This is a genomic window from Sinorhizobium sp. GQ132, from assembly GCF_059758575.1.
Genome location: NZ_JCAXDX010000003.1, coordinates 218,973 through 242,823 on the forward strand (window position 1 = coordinate 218,973; position 23,851 = coordinate 242,823).

A 23,851-nucleotide genomic window follows, 5' to 3' on the forward strand; every position below is an offset into this window, starting at 1 on the left:
CAAACAGAGGCCATGAACAGTTCTTCCATCGATTCCGGCCGCGTGCACGACGCGCCGTCCAACAATTGGGTCTATCGGGTTCTGCCGCGAGCGCTGTGGCCCTATGCGCAGCTCGCGCGTTGGGACCGGCCGATCGGCTGGCAATTGCTCTTGTGGCCGTGCCTCTGGTCGGCGGCCATGGCGTCCGGAACGGCGGCATCGCTCGGCAGCTTTTCGGCTGGGCGATTTCTCTTCCATGTCTTTCTGTTCGTTGTCGGAGCGATTGCCATGCGCGGTGCCGGCTGTACCTACAACGACATCGTCGATCACGACATCGACATGGAAGTGGCACGTACGCGCTCCCGACCGCTGCCTTCCGGCCGCGTTACCCGTTTTCAGGCGAAGGCATTCATGCTGTTGCAGGCCCTTGTGGGCCTCGTCGTGCTGCTGCAGTTCAACGGTTTCACGATTTTTCTCGGCTTCCTTTCGCTGGCGCTGGTCGCGATCTATCCTTTCGCCAAGCGCTTCACGGACTGGCCGCAGTTTTTCCTGGGGCTCGCCTTCTCCTGGGGCGCGATCATGGGCTGGACCGCTGAGTTCGGCAGCCTCTCCCTGGCCGCGATCATCCTCTACGTTGCCGCCATCGCCTGGACCATCGGTTATGATACGATCTATGCCTATCAGGACAGGGAGGACGACGAGCTGATCGGCGTTCGCTCGACCGCCCGGCGCTTCGGCGACAGCCCGCGGCCCTGGCTTATCGGGCTATACGGGATTGCGGTTTTCCTGATGCTTCTCGCCTTCCTGTCCGCCGGCGCCGGATTTTTCGCCTATGTCGGGCTTCTGGTGGCCGCGGTGATGCTCGCCTATCAGATTCTCGTATTGAACATTCACGATCCGCTACAATGTCTGGCGCTGTTCAAGTTCAACGGCGTCGTCGGCCTGATCATCTTTGCCGGACTTGTGCTCTCGCTTCTCGTGCGGCTCATTTGAACGCAGAAGCCGGCCCTAAGGCGCGGAGCGCCGAAGGGCCGGCTTGCTGATCGTTGTCTTGTGACTTGGAACGCTGCGGTCACGCCCGGGCGATGATTTCGCGGCCGTCGATCTTCATCTGGATGCCGAGACTGCCGGTGGAGCGGCGCACGAGAAAGCGCGGCCGGCGCTCGGCGAAAAAGGAATGGCGGCGGCGCGGCTTTGCGGGAGCGGTGCGAACATCGCCGATATGTTCCTCGAGCGGCCGCGCGACCCCGTCGGCTTCCACCATGAGCATCGGAATGCGATAGGCTTCGGCCCAGGCGCGCCAATCGGCTGCGATGTCCGAAAGATCATGAGCCACGAGCAGCGGGATACAGAGATCCGGATCGTCGTGATGAAGTTCGAGCGTCACTGTAACCTCCCCGTCGCCATGGTCGATTGCCCGTGCCGCCACACCCTTGAAAGCTCGCGCCGGCAGAGCGATCGAAAGCGGCAGGCCGCTGAATGGTAGCACCTTGCGCAGAACAGCGCCACGCTCGTCAAGGCTGATGCTGACATTCCCCGTGTGCCCGCGCAGCACGTAGCTTGCTTGCTGCGGAAAGCGCTTCGGGTCAAGTCTGAGCGTGTTTCCGACCCAAGCCGGCTGAGAGAGTGTATTGCGCATTTCATATCGCCCTTGTTTTTCCTTGAGAGCCGTTTCCGGCTTTCCTGTCGGGACTTTTCGTCCTCTAGGGGCGGAGGATAGGCGGGCTCCGTTCCGGCCGGCTTAAAATTCGCGGTTAAAAAAACTTTGCTCTCTCCGATGGTTAGCAAAAGCCGAGGCCGCAAGGTTTCTCATTCGTCAATGAAACCGCGGGCATTTTCGATGTGCTTTGCCGGGGCGGGATGCGGGCGAAAACGGGCACACGTTTTTTTTCATCCGCTCCAGCGGGAAAGCCACACACAAGCATGCTGCGCGATCTTCGCCATCATCGGAGTGGTTTCAGGGGATGTCGGCGCGCCGGCGGTCCCCGTTCCTTGCTGGCGGGCGACGCATGGTTTCGACTTATCTCGACTACAATCTGATCGCACGGGACATGAAGCTCAGCCTGAGACGCGTGTCGGAGCAGACGATCGTCGCCCGCGACACGCAGTATTACAGGGAGAACATCGGCAGTGTGGCCTCCGTCGACGAGTTTCTCGCCGACTACCGCCTCTATTCCTACGCGATGAAGGCCTATGGCCTGGCAGATATGATCGAGTCGGTCGCCTTCATGAGGAAGGTGCTCGAAAGCGACCTGTCCGACGATAACAGCTTTGCCAACAAATTGACGGACGAACGATACCGCGAATTCACGATGGCGTTCAGCTTCAGCGGTGGAACGGCGGTTTCCCAGACCGAAGCGCAGCTCGACGAGATGATCGGGCTCTACAATACGAGTATCGCCAGCATCGGGGAAACCCAGAAGGAAGAGACGCGCTACTACAACGTCATGATCGACAAGGTAACGAGCGTCGATCAGCTTCTGAACAATGAGCGTCTGCGGACCTATGTCTTCACCGTCTTCGGTATCGACGAGAGCACGTACTCCCGTGAAACGCTCCGCAACGTTCTCTCCAGCAATGCCGACGATCCGGACAGCTATGAGAAAACCGTGCTCAAACCCAGACTGTCGGAGCTCGAGGCTGCCAGGGCCGACGCTCAGGCGAAGCTCCAGCAGAGCGGCACGACCGAGGCGGAAAAGCTGGAACTCCGGGCGAAGATAGCCACCTACAACAAGTCGATTTCCACGGTCAGCAATTACCTGGCGATGGCGGCGGCTTTCCAGTTCAACGCCGACGGCACGGTGGCCGCGGGATCGGCGCAGACCGCCGCGCACAAGAAGACCATGAATGAACTCTACGTCTCCAGCAATCCCCGGATCACCCCCCAGGCAGCGCTCCTGAACAAGGCCTATTTCGAGGAAAAGATCGCGAGCATCACGACCGTCAGCGAGCTTGTCGCCGATACGCGCCTCTATAACTACATCCGCACGGCCTTCGATCTCAACGAGGTCACCATCGTGCCGGCGACGATCAAGAATATCCTGACCAGCGATCCGGACGACCCGAACAGCTACATCAATACGATCGGCAAGGGGAACGAGAACTACAAGGCGCTCGCCAGGGCCTTCAACTTCCAGGCGGACGGCACGCTTGCGGCGGGCGATGCGGCGCAGACCGCGGAACAGACGACACTCACCTCCAGCCGTTACATGACGCGCTACAACGACAAGGACGACGCAGCGGACGCGAAGGCGATCGGCGCCTATAAGCTTGCCGTCGAGAAGATGGCGTCCGTCGGCGACTTCATCGACACGGCTTCGATCTACGATTTCGCGCTGCAAGCCGTCGGTCTCGATCCGGACGCCGAAAGCGCTCGGACGATCAAGCGGGTTCTGACCAGCGATCTCACCGATCCGGAAAGCTTCGTCTACACGCTGAAGGACGAGCGTTACCTGAAGCTCGCCCAGCTGTTCAACTTTACGACATCGGGCGACATCGGCGTTCCGGCATTGGCGCAGTCGGAGACGCTGATTCAGGAGACCGCCAAGACCTACATCGTCAACAAGTCCCGTTTTGGCTCGGAGGAGGACAAGACCAAGGCCAAAGCGGATGCCGAATATTATACGGCCGAGGTCGCCAAACTCTCCTCTCTCGACGAATTTCTGGCCGATTCCCGCCTGGTCGATTTCGCTCTGGCGGCAAACGGCATCGATCCCGAGAATGTCACCGTCGATTTCCTTCGCGACATCTTCACCTCCGATCTGGACGATCCCAAGAGCTTCATCAATCAGCAGCAGAACTCCGGGGCCTATATCGCCCTGGTCACCTCGTTCAATTTCGACCGCGGCGGCAACGTGCTGCGCGAGGACAAGAGCGTCATCATCACGCGGCAGGGGCTTTACGAGACCCTCGACCGGTATCTGCACCAGACGCTGGAAGAACAGGCCGGCGAGGACAATGCAGGTGTCCGCCTGGCACTCTATTTCGAGCGCCAGGCAGGCTCGCTCGTCGACGCTTACGATCTCCTGGCCGATGATGCGCTCGCCGAAGTGTTCCGCACGATCTTCAGCCTGCCCGACGAATTCAGTTCCATGGACATCGACCAGCAGGCCAAGATCGTCGAGAAGAACCTCGAGCTCGAGAAGCTGAGCGATCCGGCCGAACTGAAGAAACTCCTCGCGCGCTTCACCGTGCTCTACGATCTGGAGAACAACATGGAAGTCGATCCGGCCGTGGTGGTGCTTTCGGGCAGCGGCAGCAATATCGGCATCAGCGCCGATACGCTCTTCCAACTGTCGCAGCTCAGGAAGGGCGGGTAGGGCTTAACGGCGGCCGGACCGGCACGCGTCGTTACTCGCCTCAATCCTCGCGCAGCACCTTATCGGGGTTCATGATCCCCGCCGGGTCGAAAGCGTGCTTGATCCGCCGCATGAGCTCGATCTCGATCGGCGAGCGGATCGCCGCGAGTTCGTCGCGTTTCAGCTGGCCGATGCCATGCTCGGCAGATATCGAGCCCTCATGTTTGAGCACGACGGCGTGAACGATCGCATTGATCTCGCGCCACCGGTCGAGAAAGCCCTGCTTGTCCGCGCCGACGGGCTGGGAGATGTTGTAGTGGATATTGCCGTCGCCCATATGGCCGAAGGCGCAGATGCGTGCGCCGGGAATGGCCTTGGAGACCAGCGCATCCGCTTCCGTCATGAAGGCCGGAATGCTCGATACCGGGACCGAAACGTCATGCTTGATCGAGCCGCCTTCGGGCTTTTGTGCCGGCGACATGCTTTCGCGCATGTGCCAGAGGGCTCTGCGCTGCGCTTCGTTCTGGGCAATGACGGCGTTCTCGACGAGACCGTCGGAGATGACCGCTTCGAGAAGGTCTTGCACCATCCGCTCCGCGCTTTCGGCGGTATCCGAGGTGGAGATATCGATCAGCGCGTACCACGGATGCGTCGTTTCCATCGGATCTCGAACGCCGGCGATGTGCCGGGTGGTGAACTCGATGCCGAGCCGCGGCATCAGTTCGAAGCCCGTCAGGGCCGGCCCGCAGAGGCTCGATGCCCGATCGAAAAGCGTCAGTGCGTCCTCGACGCTTCTAAGGCCGGCAAAAGCCACCTGGTGGCCCCGCGGTTTCGGGAAGAGCTTCAAAACGGCGCCGGTTATGACGCCGAGCGTTCCCTCGGCACCGATGAAAAGATCGCGCAGATCGTAGCCCGTGTTGTCCTTCTTGAGGCGTCTGAGCCCGTTCCAGATCTCCCCGGTCGGAAGCACGACCTCCAGCCCCAGGCAAAGCTGGCGCATATTGCCATAGACAAGCACGGCAGTGCCGCCGGCATTGGTCGAAAGATTGCCGCCGATCCGGGCAGAGCCTTCCGAGCCGAGTGACAGGGGAAAAAGCCGGTCCACGTCATCGGCGGCCTTCTGGATATCCGCCAGAATACAACCGGCATCGGCTACGATCACGTTGCCGACCGGGTCGATGTCGCGGATGCGGTTCAGCCGCTCGAGGGAAAGGACCACGTCGGCTCTGCCCTCGCGCGGAATCTGGCCGGCCACATGTCCGGTGTTGCCGCCCTGCGGCACGACTGCCGTTCGGGTCTGGCTCGCAAGCCGCATGACCAGCGAAACTTCCTCGACGGAGCCGGGCCTGAGCACGAGCGGCGTCGTGCCGTGATAGAGCCCGCGGGACTCGACCAGGTAGGGGGCCGTGTCGGCGGGTGCGGTGAGGGCATTGCCGGGCCCGACGATGTCGACGAAGGAGGCGATGAGTTCGGGAGATGGAAGTATGGTGGTCATGGCCCTGCCTCGGATCACGTGGTTGCTTCAAGCGTGCCGGTGGCCATCAGCCCCGCGGCGCGGCCGCGCGCTGCAGCCGGTCGATGATCGCTTCGCCGAGCCCCACGCTCGGGATCGGGCCGAAAGCGATGGTCGCGGCGCCGCTGGCATCCGCCTTTTTCATATAATCGAAAAGATTGGCCGCGGCTTCCCGCAGGCTGCCGCCCGGACTGAGATCCAGGACGATCGCGGCATCGCCTTCACCGGGAAGTGCCTTTCCGCCGAAGCGGATGAGGGCTTCTCCTTTCCGGACCTCATCGGCATCGAGCCGCACAGCGGCACCGGGAGCGTAATGCGAGGCGAGCATGCCGGGCGCCTCGATGACGGCGCCGGCGGTCTCAGGGCGCTCGATGGGGAGCCCTGTCAAAGCTTCGATCTCTGCCGCGTCGAGCCCCCCGGGCCTCAGCAGCCGCAGCTTTCCGTTCTCGACCTTGACGATGGTCGATTCAAGGCCGATCGCGGCCGGGCCTGCGTCGAGGATGAGCTTCAGCCTGGAGCCGAGATCCGCCTGCACATGGGCCGCACTGGTGGGACTGATCTTGCCCGAGGTGTTGGCGCTCGGCGCCGCCAAAGGCCGTCCGAATCGGGCGATCACCCGACGCGAGAAGCCGTCGGGCATCCGAATTCCGAGCGTATCGAGACCGGCGGATGCGAGCGTGTGCACGGTGCTTTCCCGCCGCTGCGGCAGGATCAGCGTGAGGGGGCCAGGCCAAAAAGCCTCGGCCAGACGTCTCGAAACCGGATCGAAGGTCACATGCGCCTCCGCCATCGCCAGATCGGAGACGTGACAGATCAGCGGATTGAACCGCGGCCGCCCCTTCATCTCGTAGATGCGGCTGATCGCATCGGGGGTCGTGGCATCGGCAGCAAGGCCGTATACGGTCTCCGTGGGGATCGCCACGGGTTCCCCGTCCGAAAGAACTGCGCAAGCCGTCTCGATTGCCCGCTCCGGTTCGATGCGCGTGTCGATGATCTCGGCCATGGCGTTCTGATCCTTTCCGTCGCTTCCTTAACGGAGCGATTGCAAAAACAGAACGATTTTCTTGGTCAAAGGCTGCGAATGATCCGCCGCAAGGCTTCGTCGCGTGCGCCGAGCATCAGCACGTTCTTCAGCGCCACCTTCGGATCCTGCGTCCGGAAAATCAGGCCGTTGCCGCGCACGTTGCGGTTGACGACGATCCGTCCTTCGCCGGCATCGGGCTCGATCGCGACGGCGAAATACATGCGCGAATAGCCCGGCTGGATACGGTCGAAGAAATGGGTCTCGTTCCCGAGGTCGCAGAAGAAGTTCGCGAGATAAAAGGACCAGGTGATCTCATGTCCCTTTGCGAGGCAGGTTTTCGCGGCGGTCACGTGGCAGTAGCCGAGATGCGGACTGTTGGCGAGCGTGCGATGGAAGACCATCTTCGGGAACTGCATCGAGGCATGAAACCCGTTGATTCGGCTGTGGGTCGTCTCGCCCGCCGTCGTCAGCTTCCGCGCCGTCTGCTGCGCAACCTCGGCATAACTCAGATACTGCCGCTCGTTCGCCATCCACCGGCGTCTATCGATCCGGCCGGTCCGCAGGAACTCGGTGTGAGCCTTGGCTTTCGCCGGTGCGACCGGCATCTTGTCGGCAGCGTCGTAATATCGGAGTTTTGCCATGGGCGTCGTCGCGCCGTCCTGTCCGCAAGCGGGTTGATGGTAGCGAACGTAAATCATCACAGTTAACGAATTGGTTCGTTTGCGGCCGTGCGGGCATCGATCAGACCTTGTGTCGGTGGGCCGTGTCGTAAAATGGCCAGTCGCCTTCGCGCTATGAACGGCGCTGCCGAAAAATCCGCCGGCTGCGCGTAGATTCACCTACTTCCTTGTTTGTTATGGATAATATCCGTCTGCCAATCGTGCCGATTACGCCGCGAATGGCTGTCGTCTTTCTGGAATCGGATGTCGTCTATTGGCAGTTGCCGGACCGGCCCTCAGGCTTAGATGAGGACACTCAAGGTGCTGCCTCGAAGGGAAGGCGGAGAATTGGGAAGCCGGTCAAATCCCGGCGCTGCCCCCGCAACGGTGGTGGAGCGAACAGCCACGGCAGAAGGCCACTGGACACCGCGTCCGGGAAGGCGCCGGGCAGGTCCCTTGCGGACAGCTCCAGAGCCCGGAAACCAGCCTTGAAGCAGAAACAGACCGTAGCTGGTTGCGGCGGGCAGCCGGATCGGAGCCAATTGCGTTGCGGGTCCATACGGCCGGCGCGGGTTCCAGTCCTGCCTCTCCGAAACGGCGGAAAACGAGGATAAGGGCATGGAAATTCAGACCGAAATGCTGCGCAAGCTGAAGACCCGTCGCGATGGCTACAGCCTCGACCGCGCCTTCTACGTCGATCCTGATTATTATCGCCAGGACCTGGGGCAGATCTGGTACAAGGATTGGCTGTTCATCGGCCATGATTGTGAAGTCCCGCGGCCGGGGAACTATTTCACGGTGCAGGTCGGCGATTACCCGGTCGTTATCGTTCGAGACAGACAGGGCGCGGTGCGGGCACTGCACAATTCGTGCCGCCATCGCGGCTCGCGCGTCTGCACGCAGCACAAAGGCTCATCCGCCAAACTCGTCTGTCCCTACCACCAGTGGACCTACGAGCTCGACGGCCGCCTGCTCTTCGCGCGGCAGATGCCCGAGGGCTTCGACCCGGCCGAACACAGTCTTAAGCCGATCCACTGCGAAACCGTCGGCGGTTACATCTTCATCAGCCTTGCCGAACAACCGATGGACTTCCGGCCGTTCCGCGAGACGGTCGCGGCCTATCTCGCGCCGCACCGCCTAGGGGAAACGAAGGTCGCCTTCGAGAGCACCATCGTCGAGAAGGGCAATTGGAAGCTGGTCTGGGAGAACAATCGCGAGTGCTACCACTGCGCCGCCAATCACCCGGAACTCTGCCGTACCTATCCCGAAGCGCCGACCGTAACCGGTGTCCAGGGGGCGATGAACGACCCGGAAATCGGCGCCCATTGGCAGAAATGCGAGGCGGCGGGCCTTCCGAGCGCTTTCAGGATTGCGCCCACCGGCCAGTTCCGCATGACGAGAATGCCGCTGATCAACGGCGCCGAGAGCTATACGATGTCCGGACAGAAGGCCGTACGCAGGCAGCTCTCCGCCGGGCTCGACGCCGATGGCATCGGCACGCTGCTCCTCTTCCATTATCCGACGACCTGGAACCACATTCTGGGCGATCATGCGATCACCTTCCGCGTTCTGCCGCTCGGGCCGGAACTGACACAGGTTACGACCAAATGGCTGGTCAACAAGGATGCGGTGGAGGGCGTCGACTATACGATAGACGAGCTGACGCACGTCTGGACGGAGACCAACGACCAGGACCGGCAGATAGTCGAGGAAAACGCGTTCGGGATCCGCTCGCCGGCCTATGAGCCGGGTCCATATTCGGCCGAACACGAGGGCGGCGTCATGCAGTTCGTCGAGTGGTATTCGAGCTTCATGCTGGACCGCCTTCAGGGCGGGGCCGCGCAGCTCTCGCGGGTGGCATGACCATGGAAATGCCTCGCTCCTTTCACCATTTCGACGAGCTCGATCCCTGGAGAGACCGTCAGCACATGCTGGAGTGCACGTCGGCCGTAGCCGAAGCCGCCGACGTGATGACTTTCACCTTCCGCTCCGACAAGCCGGCCTGGTTCCGCTACCTGCCCGGGCAGTTCGTGACGCTCGAACTGCCCGTCTCAGCCGAGCCGGTGATGCGCACCTATACGCTGTCATCCTCGCCCTCGCGCCCCCTTTCGGTCGCGGTCACGGTCAAGGCGCAGCCGGGAAGCATCGGCACCCGCTGGATGTTCGACAATCTGAAGCCGGGCATGATGCTCAAGGCGTTCGGGCCGCTCGGCGATTTCAGCTTCGTCCGTCATCCCGGTGAAAAGTATCTCTTCATTTCAGCGGGGTCGGGCGTCACGCCGATGATGTCGATGACGCGCTGGATGGCCGACTGCGCACCGGAAACGGATGTCACCTTCATTTCCTGCGCCCGCCGCCCGGACGATCTCCTCTTCAGAACGGAGCTCGAAGTTCTCGCGCGTCAGATGCCGCGGCTCAATCTCGGCTTCCTCGTGGAGGGGCATGAGGCGCGACATGGCTGGCATGGTCTGCGCGGGCGCATCGACGCGGCGAAGCTGCCGATGCTCGCACCGGATTTCATGGAAAGAACCGTTTTCTGCTGCGGGCCCGAGCCGTTCATGGGCAATGTTCGGGCAATGCTGGAATCGGCGGGCTTCGACATGGCCGGCTATCACCAGGAGAGCTTCCAGCCCGCCGCGGCGCCGGCGGCCGAGGAGCTTGCAATTCGGGCGGGGCCGGCGGCCGATGCCGGGGCCGGTGCGGCGCGGGTGACCTTTACCATGAGCGGCAAGGAGGCGACCGCCGTTCCCGGCCAGACGATTCTGCAGACGGCCCGGGCCAACGGCGTCAGGATCGGGGCCGCCTGCGAGGGCGGCATCTGCGGAACATGTCGGGTGATGAAGATCGCCGGCGATGTCGAGATGAACCACAATGGCGGCATTCTCGACGATGAGATCGAGGAGGGCTACATCCTCGCCTGCTGTTCGCGGCCGACAAGCGACGTCCAGATCGAGGCCTGAGTTACCGCCGCTCGGATTGGTAGGGCAGGCGTGCCTCGGCGGCCCTGACGGCGATGGAGCCGGTAACCGTCTCGTCGGCGCCCGCCCCTGATCCGCTCTCCGCCTCGGCGCGGCTTATCACGAGCGGCCGCGAAAGGGCGGCCGTTGCACTTGCATTCAACGCCGGGATCGTACCGACGGTGGCCGAGGCGATAACGGTGAGCGCCGGCGGCTTCTCCGGAAGAAGCGCGCCGTGGGGCCAGATTCTCTTCAGTGCCGATGCACTCATCGCTGCGACATTCACGTCTATATCGTCGAGGGTGCCGGGCACCCGATAGGGGCAACGCTTCTTTCCGCAATTATGCGCCGACGAGAATTGCCAGAGCGCGTAGCGGTCCCAGTTTCCCATCGGAAAGACTTTGCGGATATCGGGCTTATAGCGCGCATACCAGAGCGGAAGACGCGCTAGAAGCCGATGCTTGAAGCGGTTGGCGGCAATGTGTTTCGCGGTTGCGTGGTTGGTATAGAGGACGGGATAGCGCCCCGTCCGGGCCTTCACATGGCCGGCGAAGATTGCAGCGTCTTCGAGCGACATGTATTTTTCCGGATCGATCCCTTCGATATCCAGCACCATCAGCTCGTCGTCGCGCGGATCGGCATAATCGATGAAGTGGTTCGCCTGATCGACGGGGTTGCCGGGCCTTGCCAGATGATAGGCGCCCCAGAGCAGGCCATGCGAGCGCGCGATCATCCGGCGCGTCTGATAGAGCTCCCGGCTGACCGCATATTTGCGCCACATCGTCTTGCAGTGCGCAACCGTATCGCCGCCGTGGTCACCGGTACAGGTGTAGCTTTCCGGCAGGCCGTCGGAAGCCTTCGCGATGAAGCCCGCTATCCGCTTGTCCTTCAGCATGGCCTCCCAGTCGATGCTGTTCAGCTCGTAAGCGTCGACGATGAGGGCGTTCCGCCGCTCTTTCCACGGCTCGACTTCGCTCGCGCGTGCGTTCGCCGCCGCGAAGGTCAGGCCCATCAGGACCGCCAGGCGCAAGATCATCCCTATGATCGAGATTCCCCGCTTTTCCATTCTCTGAGATTGCCGACTTAGAGTTAAGAGGTCGTAAATCTCAGCCCCGGCCTCAATCTGCGCGAGGCGGACGCTTCTGTACACCGACCCCAAGAGGCAAAGTCGACGGCCCGATTCCGCCCAGGATTGTATCGACGGAGGGATTTTTCCTTTGCTGCATCCGCGCGCGACGGTTGCTTCCTGCGACTTCTGCCCTAGTCTTGGTATGTCGCCCTTGCAAGGGCCGGTTGTACATGAAATCGAAGGCAGGAGGAAATGATGTCACTGAAATGGCTTTCGGGCGCGCTTGCAGCGATGACGCTGGCGGCATCGGCGGTGCCGTCTCAGGCTTTCACGCCTCTGCCCCCGCGGGTTGCCGTCGAGAGCGCCGTCACGGACGTTCAGTACGCGCCGCGGCGCGGTTATTATCGGTATGGCGACTTCTATTACTATAACGGCTATCGTGGGTACCGCTATCAGCGGCCCGGCTATCGCTATTACCGCGGTTGGTGGTACCCGGGGGCTGCCTTCCGACCCGGCATCGTGATCGAGCGCCGTCCCGCCGTTCGCCCGCCGGTGCGCTACGGCAGCCGGCATGTCCAATGGTGCTATGATCGCTACCGCTCCTACAGGGCTTACGACAACAGCTATCAGCCCTATAACGGCCCCCGCCGGCAGTGCTATTCTCCCTATAGCTGAGCGTTCGTCATAGCTGCGCGTTCGTCGGGGCGCGCAGTTGCGCTCCGGCTCCGGTCGGTTGACGTTGACGTTCACGTAAAATCCATTAGTCTGCCGCGCATCGAATGAGGGCCGGCGGGGATTGGCCGCGGACGCAGGGGAGGAGCACCATGTACAAGGCACCGGTCGACGAGATCGCATTCACCCTGAAACACGTCGCCGGCCTGTCCGAGGTTCTCGACGCCGGAACGTTCGGCGAACTCGGCGAGGACCTTGTGGATGCGATCCTCGGCGAGGCCGGGCGCTTCGCCTCGGAAGAAGTGGCGCCGCTCGGCGAGGCGGGCGACCGGCAGGGGTCGCGGCTCGTCGATGGCGCCGTCAAGACGCCGGAGGGTTGGCGGGAGCTTTACCGCAACTGGATCGCAGGCGGCTGGAACGGCCTGACGGCTCCGGAAGCTTTCGGCGGGCAGAACCTGCCGCACATGTTGCACGTCGCCGCCATGGAAATGTGGAACAGCGGCTCGATGGCCTTCGCCCTTGCGCCGACGCTTACCATGGGCGCCATCGAAGCGCTCGAGAAGCACGGCACCGACGCTCTGAAGGCGACCTTCCTGCCGAAGATGGTTTCGGGCGAATGGATGGGGACCATGAACCTGACCGAGCCGCATGCCGGCTCGGACCTCGGCGTGCTGAAGACCCGCGCCGAGCGCCGCGGCGACGGCACCTATCGCATCCTGGGGCAGAAGATCTTCATCACCTGGGGCGAGCACGATTTCACCGACAATATCGTCCATCTGGTACTCGCGCGGCTGCCCGATGCGCCATCCGGGACGAAGGGCATTTCGCTGTTTCTCGTGCCGAAGTTCCTCGTCAACGAGGACGGTTCGCTTGGCGAGCGCAACGACGTTTTCTGCCACTCGCTGGAGCACAAGCTCGGCATCCACGGATCGCCGACCTGCACCATGATCTACGGCGACGGGAAATTCGGCGGCGAGAAGGGGGCGATCGGCTATCTGATCGGTGAGGAAAACCGCGGTCTCGCCTGCATGTTCACGATGATGAACAATGCGCGGCTCGCGGTCGGGATGCAGGGCGTCGCCATCGCGGAGGCCGCCACCCAGAAGGCGATCGCCTACGCCAAGGAGCGCACGCAGGGCCGCGCGCCGGGGTGGAGCGGCGACGGCATGAGTCCGATCATAGAGCATCCGGATATCGCCCGCACGCTGCTGACGATGAAAGCGCTGACGCAGGGATCGCGCGCCATCGCCTATGCCTGCGCCCACGCCGTCGACATGGCGCATGCCGCGCAAGGGGAGGGAGCCCGCCACTGGCAGGAGCGTTCGAGCCTGCTGACGCCGATCGCCAAGTCCTTCGCCACCGACGCCGGCGTCGACGTCGCCTCGATGGGCATTCAGGTCCATGGCGGCATGGGCTTCATCGAGGAGACCGGGGCCGCGCGCTATCTCCGCGATGCCCGAATCGCGCCGATCTACGAGGGCACCAACGGCATTCAGGCGATCGACCTCGTCACCCGCAAGCTGACGCTCTCCGATGGCGCACAGGTGCGCGGCTTCATCGCCGAACTCCGAGAGGTCGCCGCTGCCGCTGCCGCGTCGAACAGGGAAGGTTTCGGCGAGACAGCCGCACGGCTCGATGCGGCGGTTGCGGATCTCGAAGGGGCGACCGACTGGCTGCTTTCGAGGCTTCGCGACGGAAAGCTTGCCGAGGCGCTCGCCGGCGCGACCGCCTATCAGCGCCTGTTCGGCCTCGTGCTGACCGGAGTCTATCTCGCCAAAGGCGGCCTTGCCGAAGCCGGTGACGGGCGGCAGGACCGGCGCGTTGCGCTTTGCCGCTTCGCAGCGGAAAACCTGCTCTCGGAGACGAGCGCGCTCAAGGACCGTGTCGTCAACGGGGCGGAAAGTCTCGCCGCAGCCCGTTCCATACTCGACTGAGGGAAACCCATGACCGACCACGTGCTCGTCGAACGGCCGGAAGCCTATCCCGGCGTTCAGCTTATCCGGTTCAATCGGCCGGAGAAGAAGAACGCCATCACGCGCCAGATGTACGCCAGGATGACGGAGGCGCTGACCATTGCCGGAACGGATCCCGCCATACGCGCGATGGCATTCCTCGGAACGGAAGGGTGCTTCTCGGCCGGCAACGACATGGCCGACTTCCTCGCCTTCGCCATGGGGGGCAGCATGGGGGACGAGGTTTTGGATTTCCTGCGGGCGCTTGCCGGCGCGACGAAACCGATCGTTTCCGGCGTAGACGGACTGGCCATCGGCATCGGCACGACGATCCACCTCCATTGCGACCTGACGGTCGCCTCGGCCCGCTCGGTGTTCAAGACCCCGTTCGTCGATCTGGCGCTCGTTCCGGAAGCGGCCTCGAGCCTGAGCGCTCCGCGCATCATGGGCCATCAGCGCGCCTTTGCCCTGCTTGCAGCCGGCGAGCCGCTCGACGCGGCCGGTGCGCGCGAGGCCGGGCTGATCTGGAAGATCGTGGAAGAGACCGCCGTCGAAGGGGAAACGCTTTCAGCTGCGGCGCGCCTGGCAAAAAAACCGCCGGAAGCGCTGCGCATCGCCCGCGACCTCATTCGCGGCGATCGCAGCGATGTGCTTGCCCGGATCGAGGAGGAGGCGAAGCATTTTGCCGCGCAATTGAACAGCGCCGAGGCGCGCGCCGCGTTCGAGGCCTTCATGCGCCGGTAGGCGGCAATTCGCCAGGTCGCTTCCGGCCATCGCGACTTTGCATGGATCAATTTTAATCGCTTCTTAAATAGCTCCCGCTAGCGTCCAGCCGCAGTAGGTCTCTCTCGGCGCCGCAGGAATTGTGCGACACGCGAGACCCCCGGCCGCATGAAGCATTGCCGGCTCCGCCTTTGCGGCATGTCCCATCGTTTTCCCGCCGTCCTTCAAGTCGCTCAGCGGCCGATCCGTCGCGCCCGGGAAGATCATCGCGAGCTCATCCCGGCGGCGTTGCCGCCTCTTTCAGGGAGCCCCCACCTTGTCCAAACGATCGAATCTCATGACGCGCATTCTCGTTGCCGCGTCCTGCGTCGTCGTCGGCGCCTTTGCAGGCTTTTCCGTCTATATCGACAGTCTCCAGCGCGCCACGACCACGAAAGCAGTGGAGGAGGATATCGCTTCCTCCGGAAATCAGGCGGCGCAGAGCGTCGCCAACTGGCTGAACGGCCGTGTGACGCTGACCGCGATGGCGGCGGACGCTGCCGGTCGGGTGGCTGACGAAGCGGCCATTCAGGGCGTCCTGAAGAACGACGTGCTGACCGGCGAATTCATCTCCACCTATGTCGGCGACGAGAGCGGCCGGTTCATGATCTGGCCGGATTCGAAAATGCCCGACGGCTACGATCCGCGCCAGCGCCCCTGGTATCAGCAGGCGGTGAAAGCCGATGCACGCGTCCTTACCGAACCCTATGTCGACGCGTCGAGCGGCGACCTGATCATCAGCGCCGCTGTGCCGGTGAAGCACGAAGGCAAGCTTTACGGTGTGACCGGCAGCGATTTCTCGCTAAAGGCCCTCGTTTCCATGGTCAACGGCATCGATGTCGGCGGCGAAGGCTTTGCGTTCCTTGCCAACAAGGATGGCCAGATACTGGTTCATCCGAATGCCAAGCTCGTGACGAAGACGCTCGCCGACGCCTTCCCGGCGGATACGCCGGCGATCGGCACCGGGATCATGCACACCGAGCTCGACGGCAAGCCGATGCTCGTGAGCTTCGTGCCGGTGAAGGGGCTCCCGTCGGTCGAATGGTATGTCGGCTTCGCGCTCGATGCGGATGTCGCCTATTCGGCGATCAGCCAGTTCCGCGTCGCCGCGATGATCGCCACGATCCTGGCGGTCGGCGCCATGATCGCCTTCCTCGCGACGCTTCTGAGCCGCCTCGTCATTCGTCCGGTAACCGACATGACCGGCGCCATGGAGAAGCTTGCAGCCGGCAGTCTCGACGTTATGATTCCGGGTGAGGAGCGGCGCGACCAGATCGGGTCGATGGCGGCGGCCGTCGCCGTTTTCCGCGCCAATGCGGTCGAACGGAAGCGCCTGGAAGACGAGGCCGAATCCAACCGGTCGCTTTCGGAGCGCGAGCGCCTCGAACGCGAGGCGCAGAAGACCCGCGATGCAGCCGAGGTTCAGCATGCGGTCGATGCGCTGGCAACGGGTCTCGGACGGCTGGCCGACGGCGATCTCGCCTATCGGATCGGCAGTCCCTTTGCCGATCGCCTGGATCGCCTCCGGGAAGACTTCAACAACTCGGTCGCCAAGCTGCACGACGCGCTTTGTGCAGTCGGCGCGAATGCCCGCGCTATCGACGCGGGTGCGAGCGAAATCCGTTCGGCGGCCGACGACCTCGCACGCCGAACCGAACAGCAGGCGGCATCCGTCGAAGAAACGGCCGCTGCGCTCGAGGAGATCACCACGACCGTCCGCGATTCCGCCCACCGGGCCGAGGAAGTCGGTGCGCTGGTCGCCCGTACTCGTGCCGGTGCGGAAAAATCCGGGGAAGTGGTGCAGAATGCGGTCGAGGCCATGCATGCCATCGAGAAATCATCAGGAGAAATCTCGAACATTATCGGCGTCATCGACGACATCGCTTTCCAGACCAATCTCCTGGCGCTGAATGCCGGCGTCGAAGCGGCACGGGCCGGCGAGGCGGGCAAGGGTTTCGCGGTCGTCGCCCAGGAGGTGCGCGAGCTCGCTCAACGCTCGGCCAATGCGGCCAAGGAAATCAAGGCGCTGATCACGACCTCCGGCGAGCAGGTGCATTCGGGCGTGACGCTGGTCGGCGATACCGGACGGGCGCTGCAGGCGATCGTCGCCGAGGTGCAGGAGATCAACAAGCATGTAAGCGCAATCGTGACCGCGACGCGCGAGCAGTCGACCGGTCTCCAGGAGATCAACACGGCCGTCAACACGATGGACCAGGGCACGCAGCAGAACGCCGCGATGGTCGAGCAGCAGACGGCCGCCAGTCACGGTCTCGCATCCGAGGCAGCGGCGCTCAACGCGCTGCTCTCCCAGTTCATACTGGGCGAGACGCAAGCGGCCTCTTACCAGGCCGCGAGCCGCCGCCGCGCGGCCTGACGGCAATCCCAGGGACTGTGCAGCGGTTTCCGTCTGGAATAGCTTTGAACAAACAAGGCCCGGTTCGTCGCCGGGCCTTTTTCATTTTTCGAGCGTCGCTACCGTTTCCACATGCGCCGACCAGAGGAACTGGTCGATCGGCGTCACCCCCGTAATGCGATAACCGGCTGCGGTCAGTATCGAAAGGTCCCTCGCCAGGCTCACCGGATTACAGGAGACGGCGGCGACCTTCTTCACGCCGGATCGGGCAAGCTCGTGACATTGCGTTTCGGCGCCGGCGCGGGGCGGGTCGAAGACCACGGCGTCGAAGGCTTTCAATTCCTGCGCCATCATCGGCCGGCGGAAAAGATCGCGCTTCTCGGCGGTCACCGGCTTCAGCCCCTGGGTGTTGCGTGCGGCGAAATCCAGCGCCTTCACGGCCCTGTCGTCGCCTTCGACCGCGTGAACGCGTGCCGTTCGTGCAATCCTCAGCGCAAAAGTGCCGATGCCGGCGAAGAGATCGGCAACGCGCTTCGCCTTGCCGACGTGAGCCAGCACCAGCTTCGCCATCGCGTCTTCGGCAGGCCGCGTCGCCTGAGTGAAGGCGCCGGGCGGCGGAAAAACCGTCACACCGCCGAAATCGATCGCGGGCTTGATCGGCTCGACGACGATCTCGCCATTCAAGCTGACGCGCGCGATGCCTCGCTCGCCAAGAACGGCATCGACGGTCGAGCGCCGCTGCGGGTCGCTGAGTTTCACCCCCTCGAAGGCGAGATCGAGGCCCGTATCGGTTTCGAGCACGGTGATACGGAATGGTTCGGCGCTCGACGCCATGGCCGTGGCAATTTTGCGGATGGTCGCCAGCCGCGAGACGATGCCCGGGCTGGTGATCGGACATTCGCCGATCGAAACGATATGATGGCTCTGCATCTGGTTATAGCCGAGCAGCAGTTCCTTTTCCGTCCGCCGGGCGGTGAAAACGGCACGGCGGCGATCGCCGGGGCGCGCGATGATCAGCGGGGCGACCTCCGGCGTCAGTCCCTTCGACCTCAAGGCGTCGATGACGAGATTGCGCTTGAAGGCGTGGTAGAGCGCGTCGGATGCGTGCTGCAGCGTGCAGCCGCCGCACGTCCCGTTGACACCGTCCGGCCCGAAATGCCGGCATGGCGGCTCGACCCGCTCCGGGGAGGCCTCCTTCAGCGATATCAGCGTGCCGCTCGCCTTGTTGACCGCGAGCGAGACGGTCTCGCCGGGGAGCGTGAACGGTGCAAAGACGGGGCCGGCTTCCGTCCGAGCGACGCCGTCGCCTTGGGCGCCGAGACGATCTATGGTCACGACCCCGGTGCTCATGGCTTGCGCCCCGCCAGGAGAAATTCGCTGTTGCCGTCACCGCCGGCAATGGGCGAGGGGATCAGGCCGAGGCTTCGCCAGCCCATGTCTTCGACAAGCCACCGCTCGAGTTCGGCTGCCACCGCCGGAGCGCTCTCCGGAACCTTCAGCAGCCCGGCCTTGCTGATCGCATCGCGGCCGGCCTCGAACTGCGGCTTGACGAGCAGGATGCAGCAGGCGCCCGGTTCCGCCAGGCCGAGGGCCGGCGGCAGCGCCAGCTTCAGCGAGATGAAGGAGACATCCGAGACGATGAAATTGATGGCGCGCTCACCGACGTCGCCGCGGGTCATGGACCGGGCATTCAGGCCTTCGATGTTCGTCACGCGCGGGTCTTCGGCGACGCGCGGATGTATCTGACCGTGGCCGACATCGACGGCGACCACATGCGCGGCGCCGCGCTTCAGCAGCACCTCGGTAAAGCCGCCGGTCGAGGCCCCGACGTCGAGACAGGTCTGCTCCGATGGATCGAGGCCGAAGTGATCGAGCGCCGCGACGAGTTTCAGTGCCGCACGCGAAACATAATCCTGCGCCGGATCGTCAATGGTGAGCGTAACGCTTTGCGCGAAGGTCGAGGCCGGCTTGGTCACGGTGCGGCCGTCGACCTTCACGGTTCCCCGCTGGATCGCGTCGCGTGCGCGTGCGCGGCTGGCCACCAAGCCCCTGTTCAGGAGCAATTGATCGAGGCGGATCGTCATCTGTGTATCTTGGGACATGGGCCGTCATCGCGCGTCCCGCCGCGCAATGCAAGCGAACTCTTGGACGGCTCGGCTCAGCCGGCGGCGCCGAGGCCGACGCCGTGCTTCTGGCCGAGCGCCTTGAAGACGGTGGATACGATGCCGGCGCGGTCGAGGCCGGCACGGGCGTACATCGCTTCCGGTTTTGCCTGCTCCATCCAAATGTCGGGCATGACCATGGGGCGCACCTTGAGGCCGCCGTCGAGGAGGCCCTCTTCCGCAAGGAACTGCAGCACGTGGCTTGCGAAGCCGCCGACCGCCCCTTCCTCGATGGTGATCAGAACCTCGTGATGGCGGGCAAGCTGACGGATCAGATCATGATCGAGCGGCTTGGCGAAGCGGGCGTCGGCGACGGTCGTCGAGAGGCCGGCTGCATCCAGGTCTTCCGCCGCCAGCAGACAATCGGCGAGCCGTGTGCCGAAGGAAAGCAGCGCCACCTTGCTCCCCTGCTTGACGATCCGGCCCTTGCCGATCGCAAGAATTTCGCCGCGCTCCGGCAACTCGACGCCGACGCCTTCGCCGCGCGGATAGCGGAACGAAATCGGACCCTCATCGTAGGCCGCGGCGGTGCGCACCATATGCTTCAGCTCCGCCTCGTCGGCCGCCGCCATGACGACGAAGCCCGGCAGTGTCGCCAGATAGGTCGTGTCGAAGGAGCCGGCATGGGTCGGCCCGTCGGCGCCGACGAAGCCGGCGCGGTCGATCGGAAAGCGGACCGGCAGACCCTGGATGGCCACGTCGTGGACAACCTGATCATAGGCGCGTTGCAGGAAGGTGGAATAAAGCGCCGCAAAGGGTTTGTATCCCTCCGCCGCAAGGCCGGCGGCGAAAGTCACCGCATGCTGCTCGGCTATGCCGACATCGAAGCAGCGTGAGGGATGCACCGAGGCGAACTTGTCGAGGCCCGTCCCGGACGGCATGGCGGCAGTGATCGCAACGATCTTGTCGTCGAGGGTCGCCTCCTGCGTGAGCGCGTCCGCGAAGACGGAGGTATAGGCGGGGGCGTTGGGCTTCGCTTTCGCCTGAGCCCCGGTAATCACGTCGAATTTGTTGACGCCGTGATACTTGTCGGCCGCGGCTTCGGCTGGCGGATAGCCCTTGCCCTTCTGCGTGACGACATGGATCAGGACCGGGCCTTTCGCATTGTCGCGAACGTTGCGCAGGACCGGAAGCAGGTGGTCGAAGGAGTGTCCGTCGATCGGGCCGATATGGTAGAAACCCATCTCCTCGAAGAGCGTGCCGCCGGTGACGTAGCCCCGGGCATGCTCCACCGCGCGGGTGATCGCCCGGTCGACGGTCTTGCCGAGATAGGCGGTGAGTTTCTTGCCGACCTCGCGAATGCCCATATAGGTCCGCCCGGAGGCGAGCCGCGCCAGATAGGCGCTCATCGCGCCGGTCGGTGGTGCGATCGACATGTCGTTGTCGTTGAGAATGACGATGAGGCGCGCATCGAGCGCGCCGGCATTGTTGAGCGCTTCGAAGGCCATCCCGGCCGACATGGCGCCGTCGCCGATCACCGCGATCACATTGCGGCTCTTGCCGTCGAGTTCGGCGGCGACAGCCATGCCGAGACCGGCCGAGATCGAGGTGGAGGAGTGCGCTGCGCCGAAGGGGTCGTATTCGCTTTCCGCCCGCCGGGTGAAGCCCGAGAGCCCGTCTTCCTGGCGCAAGGTGCGGATGCGATCGCGCCGGCCGGTCAGGATCTTGTGCGGATAGCACTGGTGTCCGACATCGAAGATCAAGCGGTCATGCGGCGTGTCGAAGATCTTGTGGATGGCGATCGTCAGTTCGACGACGCCGAGGCCCGCGCCCAGATGCCCCCCGGTGCGCGACACGGCATCGACCATCTCGGCACGCAATTCGGCCGCCAACTGCGGCAGGTCCCTGTCGTCGATCTTCTTCAGATCGTCGGGATATTCGACCTTATCGAGCAGGGGAGTTGCCGGCATCGGATTGGTTGGCAGTTGTGTCACGCTGCATGCCTCATGCGCGCCGGAGCTAGGCGCGCGCATTGTTGTTGGGTCGTCGGAACGGCTCTTTCTTAGAGGTAATCGCCGTTGAATGCAAAATTAGGCTTTCCTGCGGCTTCAACCAAGAGCGGGATGAGGAAAACCTGCGCGGTTTTCCGCCGCATCGCGATCCAATGCCTGAAAACGAGCTTAACGGAGATCAGCTTGCGGGCAAGGGTATGAACTCTTCCTCGTCTCCCGGCACGATATCGAAGCGTCCCGTGCGCCATTCTTCCTTTGCCTTGTCGATCCGCTCCTTGGAGGAGGAAACGAAGTTCCACCAGATATGGCGCGGCGAGCCGAGCGCTGCCCCGCCGAAGAGCATCACGTGACAGCCCGCAGGCCCCGCGGTGATGGTGATTTCGTCGCCGGGACGAAAGACGAGGAGTTGATTGTCGTCGAAATGGTCGCCGGCGATGATCGCTTCGCCGGCAAGGATGTAGAGCGCGCGCTCTTCCCAGTTGGCCGCGAACGGCGCGCTCTTGCCGGGCTCGATCATGAGGTCGACATAGATCGTATCGGTAAAGGTGGAGACGGGCGAAGCCGCCCCTTCGAACTGACCGATGACGACGCGCGCGCGAACCCCGCCATCGGCAAGATGCGGCAGCATACGCTCCTCGGTATGCGCGAAGACCGGATCGATCTCCTCCATGGCGTCGGGCAGCGCCAGCCAGGTCTGCAGTCCTGAAAGAGAGCGTTCGTGCCCGCGCTGGTTTTCCGGCGAGCGCTCCGAATGCACGATGCCGCGCCCGGCGGTCATCAGGTTCACGTCGCCCGGGCGAATGACCATTTCGGTGCCGAGGCTGTCGCGGTGCTTGATCTCGCCGTCGAACAGGTAGGTGACGGTCGAAAGTCCGATATGCGGATGCGGGCGGACGTCGATCGCCTGGCCGGCACGCAGCAGCGCCGGGCCCATCCGGTCGAAGAAGATGAACGGACCGACGAGCCGGCGTTTTGCCGTCGGCAGCGCCCGCCTGACCTGCAGGCCGCCGATATCGCTGGTACGCGGGATGATCAGATGCTCGATTGCGTCGCAGGCGGGCTTGTCGCCGGCGAGCGGATCGGGACCGGGAAAGAAGGACATGGCAGGCGCTCCGGTTGATGGCATTCACTGAAGATTACCGTCAGTGCTTCCGGTTCGGTAGCGGCAATCGGGAGACGGAGTGTTTCTGTTTGGAGTCCAGCAGGCGGGTTTGCACCGATGCGTGCCGCTTGTCCCTTCGCCCCGCCTGCGGGGAGGGCCGGCAGGCCGGATGAGGGGCGAATCTCGCCTGGAATGAAGACTATTCCGCGTCGAGCGGCTCGACTCCCTGCGGCCGGCCGGCGCGGTCGAGGCGGATCTTTTCGATACGGTCCTCTGCCGCCTTCAACAGGGCCTCGCAGTGCTTCTTCAGGGCCTCGCCCCGCTCGTAGATCTCGATCGATTTGTCGAGTGCGACGTCGCCGCGTTCAAGCGCCGAAACGATACGTTCCAATTCCTCGACGGCCTGCTCGAAGGAGAGGGCGGAAACGTCCGGTTGCGCATTGTTGTCCATGAATTACCCTCTCATCAATCTCAGAATATGCAGGCCGGCCGACTCGGCCAGGCCTTGCAAGTCATAGCCGCCTTCGAGCAGGCTGACGATGCGGTTGCCGGCGCTCCTGCCGGCAACGTCAATGAGACGACCCGTCGCCCAGTCGAAATCTTCGCCGACCAGATTGATCTGGGCCAATGGATCGCGGTGGTGGGCGTCGAAGCCGGCGGAAATCAGAAGAAAATCGGGCCGGAAATTCTCAAGCGCGGGCAGCACGCGCGAACGGAAGGCATCGCGGAAATGCTCGCTGCCGCTATTGGGCGAAATCGGCGCATTGACGACATTGTTCCTCACGCCCGTCTCGTCCTTGGCACCGGTGCCGGGATAGAGCGGTATCTGATGCGTGGAGCAGAAGAGCACCGACGGGTCGTCCCAGAAAATGTCCTGTGTGCCGTTGCCGTGGTGGACGTCCCAGTCGACGATGGCAACGCGTTCGGCACCATGCGCCGTCTGCGCGTGGCGCGCGGCGATCGCTACATTGTTGAAAAAGCAGAAGCCCATGGCCCTGTTCTTCTCGGCATGGTGGCCGGGCGGGCGGGCTGCGACGAAGGCATTGTCCGCTTCCCCGGCGAAGACCGCGTCGACGGCGGCGACAGCACCGCCGATGCCGGTCAACGCGGCCTCGAGGCTTTGCGGGCCTGCATAGGTATCGGCCTCGAGCTGGTTGATGTCCTCGTCCGGAATGTCCCGCTTGATTCGCAGCAGGTGCTCTTCCGTGTGGGCGAGCAACACCAGATTTTCGTCACCCTTCGATGCCTCGACCCGCTCCAGATCCGCGAAATTCGGATGCTCCAACGCAAGATTCAAGGCCTTCAGCCGATCCGGCCGTTCGGGGTGCCCTTCCGGGACCTCGTGCTTCAGGAAGACCGGATTTTCGTAGAGATGCGTGGTCATCCCGCGAACCTAG

The 23,851-nt window shown here is 63.5% G+C and carries 19 protein-coding genes and 1 riboswitch; of the genes, 8 read left to right on the plus strand and 11 right to left on the minus strand.

Features of this window, described 5'->3' with window-relative positions:
• Window positions 1-12 precede the first annotated feature (12 nt).
• Entirely contained in the window at window positions 13-972 is a 960-nt protein-coding gene (gene ubiA, locus AC6CIG_RS09340) for a 4-hydroxybenzoate octaprenyltransferase (protein ID WP_437408329.1), read from the plus strand.
• Between the two features lie 79 nt (window positions 973-1,051).
• Here the strand turns inward: ubiA and AC6CIG_RS09345 are convergent, their stop codons facing one another.
• Window positions 1,052-1,618 carry a DUF6101 family protein gene (locus AC6CIG_RS09345; protein ID WP_100669217.1) on the minus strand — a complete coding sequence of 189 codons (567 nt, stop codon included), beginning with the start codon at window positions 1,616-1,618 and terminating at the stop codon, window positions 1,052-1,054.
• Window positions 1,619-1,988: 370 nt separating this feature from the next.
• Here AC6CIG_RS09345 and AC6CIG_RS09350 point away from each other — a divergent pair, with 370 nt between their 5' ends.
• Window positions 1,989-4,298, plus strand: coding sequence for a DUF1217 domain-containing protein (locus AC6CIG_RS09350; RefSeq protein ID WP_437411630.1), 2,310 nt, complete (start codon window positions 1,989-1,991; stop codon window positions 4,296-4,298).
• Window positions 4,299-4,338: 40 nt separating this feature from the next.
• Here the strand turns inward: AC6CIG_RS09350 and AC6CIG_RS09355 are convergent, their stop codons facing one another.
• The 3 genes from AC6CIG_RS09355 to AC6CIG_RS09365 form a co-directional block, all read right to left on the minus strand.
• On the minus strand, window positions 4,339-5,772 hold the full coding sequence (locus AC6CIG_RS09355; protein ID WP_026168545.1) for an FAD-binding oxidoreductase: 1,434 nt from the start codon (window positions 5,770-5,772) through the stop codon (window positions 4,339-4,341).
• A 46-nt stretch (window positions 5,773-5,818) separates the two neighbouring features.
• Window positions 5,819-6,793, minus strand: a complete 975-nt coding sequence (locus AC6CIG_RS09360; protein WP_437408332.1) for an L-threonylcarbamoyladenylate synthase — start codon at window positions 6,791-6,793, stop codon at window positions 5,819-5,821.
• A gap of 65 nt (window positions 6,794-6,858) precedes the next feature.
• Window positions 6,859-7,455 carry a DUF6656 family protein gene (locus AC6CIG_RS09365; RefSeq protein ID WP_026168546.1) on the minus strand — a complete coding sequence of 199 codons (597 nt, stop codon included), beginning with the start codon at window positions 7,453-7,455 and terminating at the stop codon, window positions 6,859-6,861.
• 320 nt (window positions 7,456-7,775) lie between these two features.
• A riboswitch (cobalamin riboswitch) is annotated at window positions 7,776-7,978 on the plus strand.
• Window positions 7,979-8,091: 113 nt separating this feature from the next.
• Here AC6CIG_RS09365 and AC6CIG_RS09370 point away from each other — a divergent pair.
• Together AC6CIG_RS09370 and AC6CIG_RS09375 are read left to right on the plus strand one after the other, a co-directional pair.
• Window positions 8,092-9,336 carry an aromatic ring-hydroxylating oxygenase subunit alpha gene (locus tag AC6CIG_RS09370; RefSeq protein WP_437408333.1) on the plus strand — a complete coding sequence of 415 codons (1,245 nt, stop codon included), beginning with the start codon at window positions 8,092-8,094 and terminating at the stop codon, window positions 9,334-9,336.
• A complete protein-coding gene (locus AC6CIG_RS09375) occupies window positions 9,333-10,433 on the plus strand; it encodes an FAD-binding oxidoreductase (protein WP_018094415.1) in 1,101 nt (366 codons plus the stop codon). The genes AC6CIG_RS09370 and AC6CIG_RS09375 overlap by 4 nt, the downstream gene beginning before the upstream one ends.
• A 1-nt stretch (window position 10,434) precedes the next feature.
• Here AC6CIG_RS09375 and AC6CIG_RS09380 read toward each other — a convergent pair whose 3' ends face one another.
• Window positions 10,435-11,496 carry a glycoside hydrolase family 25 protein gene (locus AC6CIG_RS09380; protein ID WP_018094416.1) on the minus strand — a complete coding sequence of 354 codons (1,062 nt, stop codon included), beginning with the start codon at window positions 11,494-11,496 and terminating at the stop codon, window positions 10,435-10,437.
• Window positions 11,497-11,754: 258 nt separating this feature from the next.
• On the opposite strand from AC6CIG_RS09380, the gene AC6CIG_RS09385 reads away from it, so the two are divergent.
• The 4 genes from AC6CIG_RS09385 to mcpU all read left to right on the plus strand — a co-directional run bounded on the left by AC6CIG_RS09385 (window position 11,755) and on the right by mcpU (window position 17,259).
• Entirely contained in the window at window positions 11,755-12,174 is a 420-nt protein-coding gene (locus AC6CIG_RS09385) for a BA14K family protein (protein WP_018094417.1), read from the plus strand.
• Window positions 12,175-12,323: 149 nt separating this feature from the next.
• Window positions 12,324-14,105, plus strand: a complete 1,782-nt coding sequence (locus tag AC6CIG_RS09390; protein ID WP_018094418.1) for an acyl-CoA dehydrogenase family protein — start codon at window positions 12,324-12,326, stop codon at window positions 14,103-14,105.
• Window positions 14,106-14,114: 9 nt separating this feature from the next.
• Window positions 14,115-14,867 carry a crotonase/enoyl-CoA hydratase family protein gene (locus tag AC6CIG_RS09395; RefSeq protein ID WP_437408334.1) on the plus strand — a complete coding sequence of 251 codons (753 nt, stop codon included), beginning with the start codon at window positions 14,115-14,117 and terminating at the stop codon, window positions 14,865-14,867.
• Between the two features lie 295 nt (window positions 14,868-15,162).
• The gene (gene mcpU, locus AC6CIG_RS09400; RefSeq protein WP_437408336.1) at window positions 15,163-17,259 is read left to right on the plus strand and encodes a methyl-accepting chemotaxis protein McpU; all 2,097 of its coding nucleotides are present in this window, start codon (window positions 15,163-15,165) and stop codon (window positions 17,257-17,259) included.
• 81 nt (window positions 17,260-17,340) lie between these two features.
• On the opposite strand, the gene AC6CIG_RS09405 is transcribed toward mcpU, so the two are convergent.
• The 6 genes from AC6CIG_RS09405 to AC6CIG_RS09430 all read right to left on the minus strand — a co-directional run bounded on the left by AC6CIG_RS09405 (window position 17,341) and on the right by AC6CIG_RS09430 (window position 23,838).
• Window positions 17,341-18,588, minus strand: coding sequence for a class I SAM-dependent RNA methyltransferase (locus AC6CIG_RS09405; RefSeq protein ID WP_437408337.1), 1,248 nt, complete (start codon window positions 18,586-18,588; stop codon window positions 17,341-17,343).
• Complete coding sequence (locus AC6CIG_RS09410) at window positions 18,585-19,340, minus strand: TlyA family RNA methyltransferase (protein ID WP_100669195.1); 756 nt, start codon at window positions 19,338-19,340, stop codon at window positions 18,585-18,587. Before AC6CIG_RS09410 ends, AC6CIG_RS09405 begins: the two co-directional genes overlap by 4 nt.
• Window positions 19,341-19,396: 56 nt before the next feature.
• Window positions 19,397-21,310 carry a 1-deoxy-D-xylulose-5-phosphate synthase gene (dxs, locus tag AC6CIG_RS09415; RefSeq protein WP_198516604.1) on the minus strand — a complete coding sequence of 638 codons (1,914 nt, stop codon included), beginning with the start codon at window positions 21,308-21,310 and terminating at the stop codon, window positions 19,397-19,399.
• 220 nt (window positions 21,311-21,530) lie between these two features.
• Window positions 21,531-22,454 carry a pirin family protein gene (locus tag AC6CIG_RS09420; protein ID WP_100669193.1) on the minus strand — a complete coding sequence of 308 codons (924 nt, stop codon included), beginning with the start codon at window positions 22,452-22,454 and terminating at the stop codon, window positions 21,531-21,533.
• Window positions 22,455-22,653: 199 nt separating this feature from the next.
• Window positions 22,654-22,905 carry an exodeoxyribonuclease VII small subunit gene (locus AC6CIG_RS09425; RefSeq protein ID WP_275596642.1) on the minus strand — a complete coding sequence of 84 codons (252 nt, stop codon included), beginning with the start codon at window positions 22,903-22,905 and terminating at the stop codon, window positions 22,654-22,656.
• Between the two features lie 3 nt (window positions 22,906-22,908).
• Window positions 22,909-23,838 (minus strand): histone deacetylase family protein, encoded by a 930-nt coding sequence (locus tag AC6CIG_RS09430; protein ID WP_018094426.1) that lies wholly within the window; start codon window positions 23,836-23,838, stop codon window positions 22,909-22,911.
• Between the last annotated feature and the right edge of the window lie 13 nt (window positions 23,839-23,851).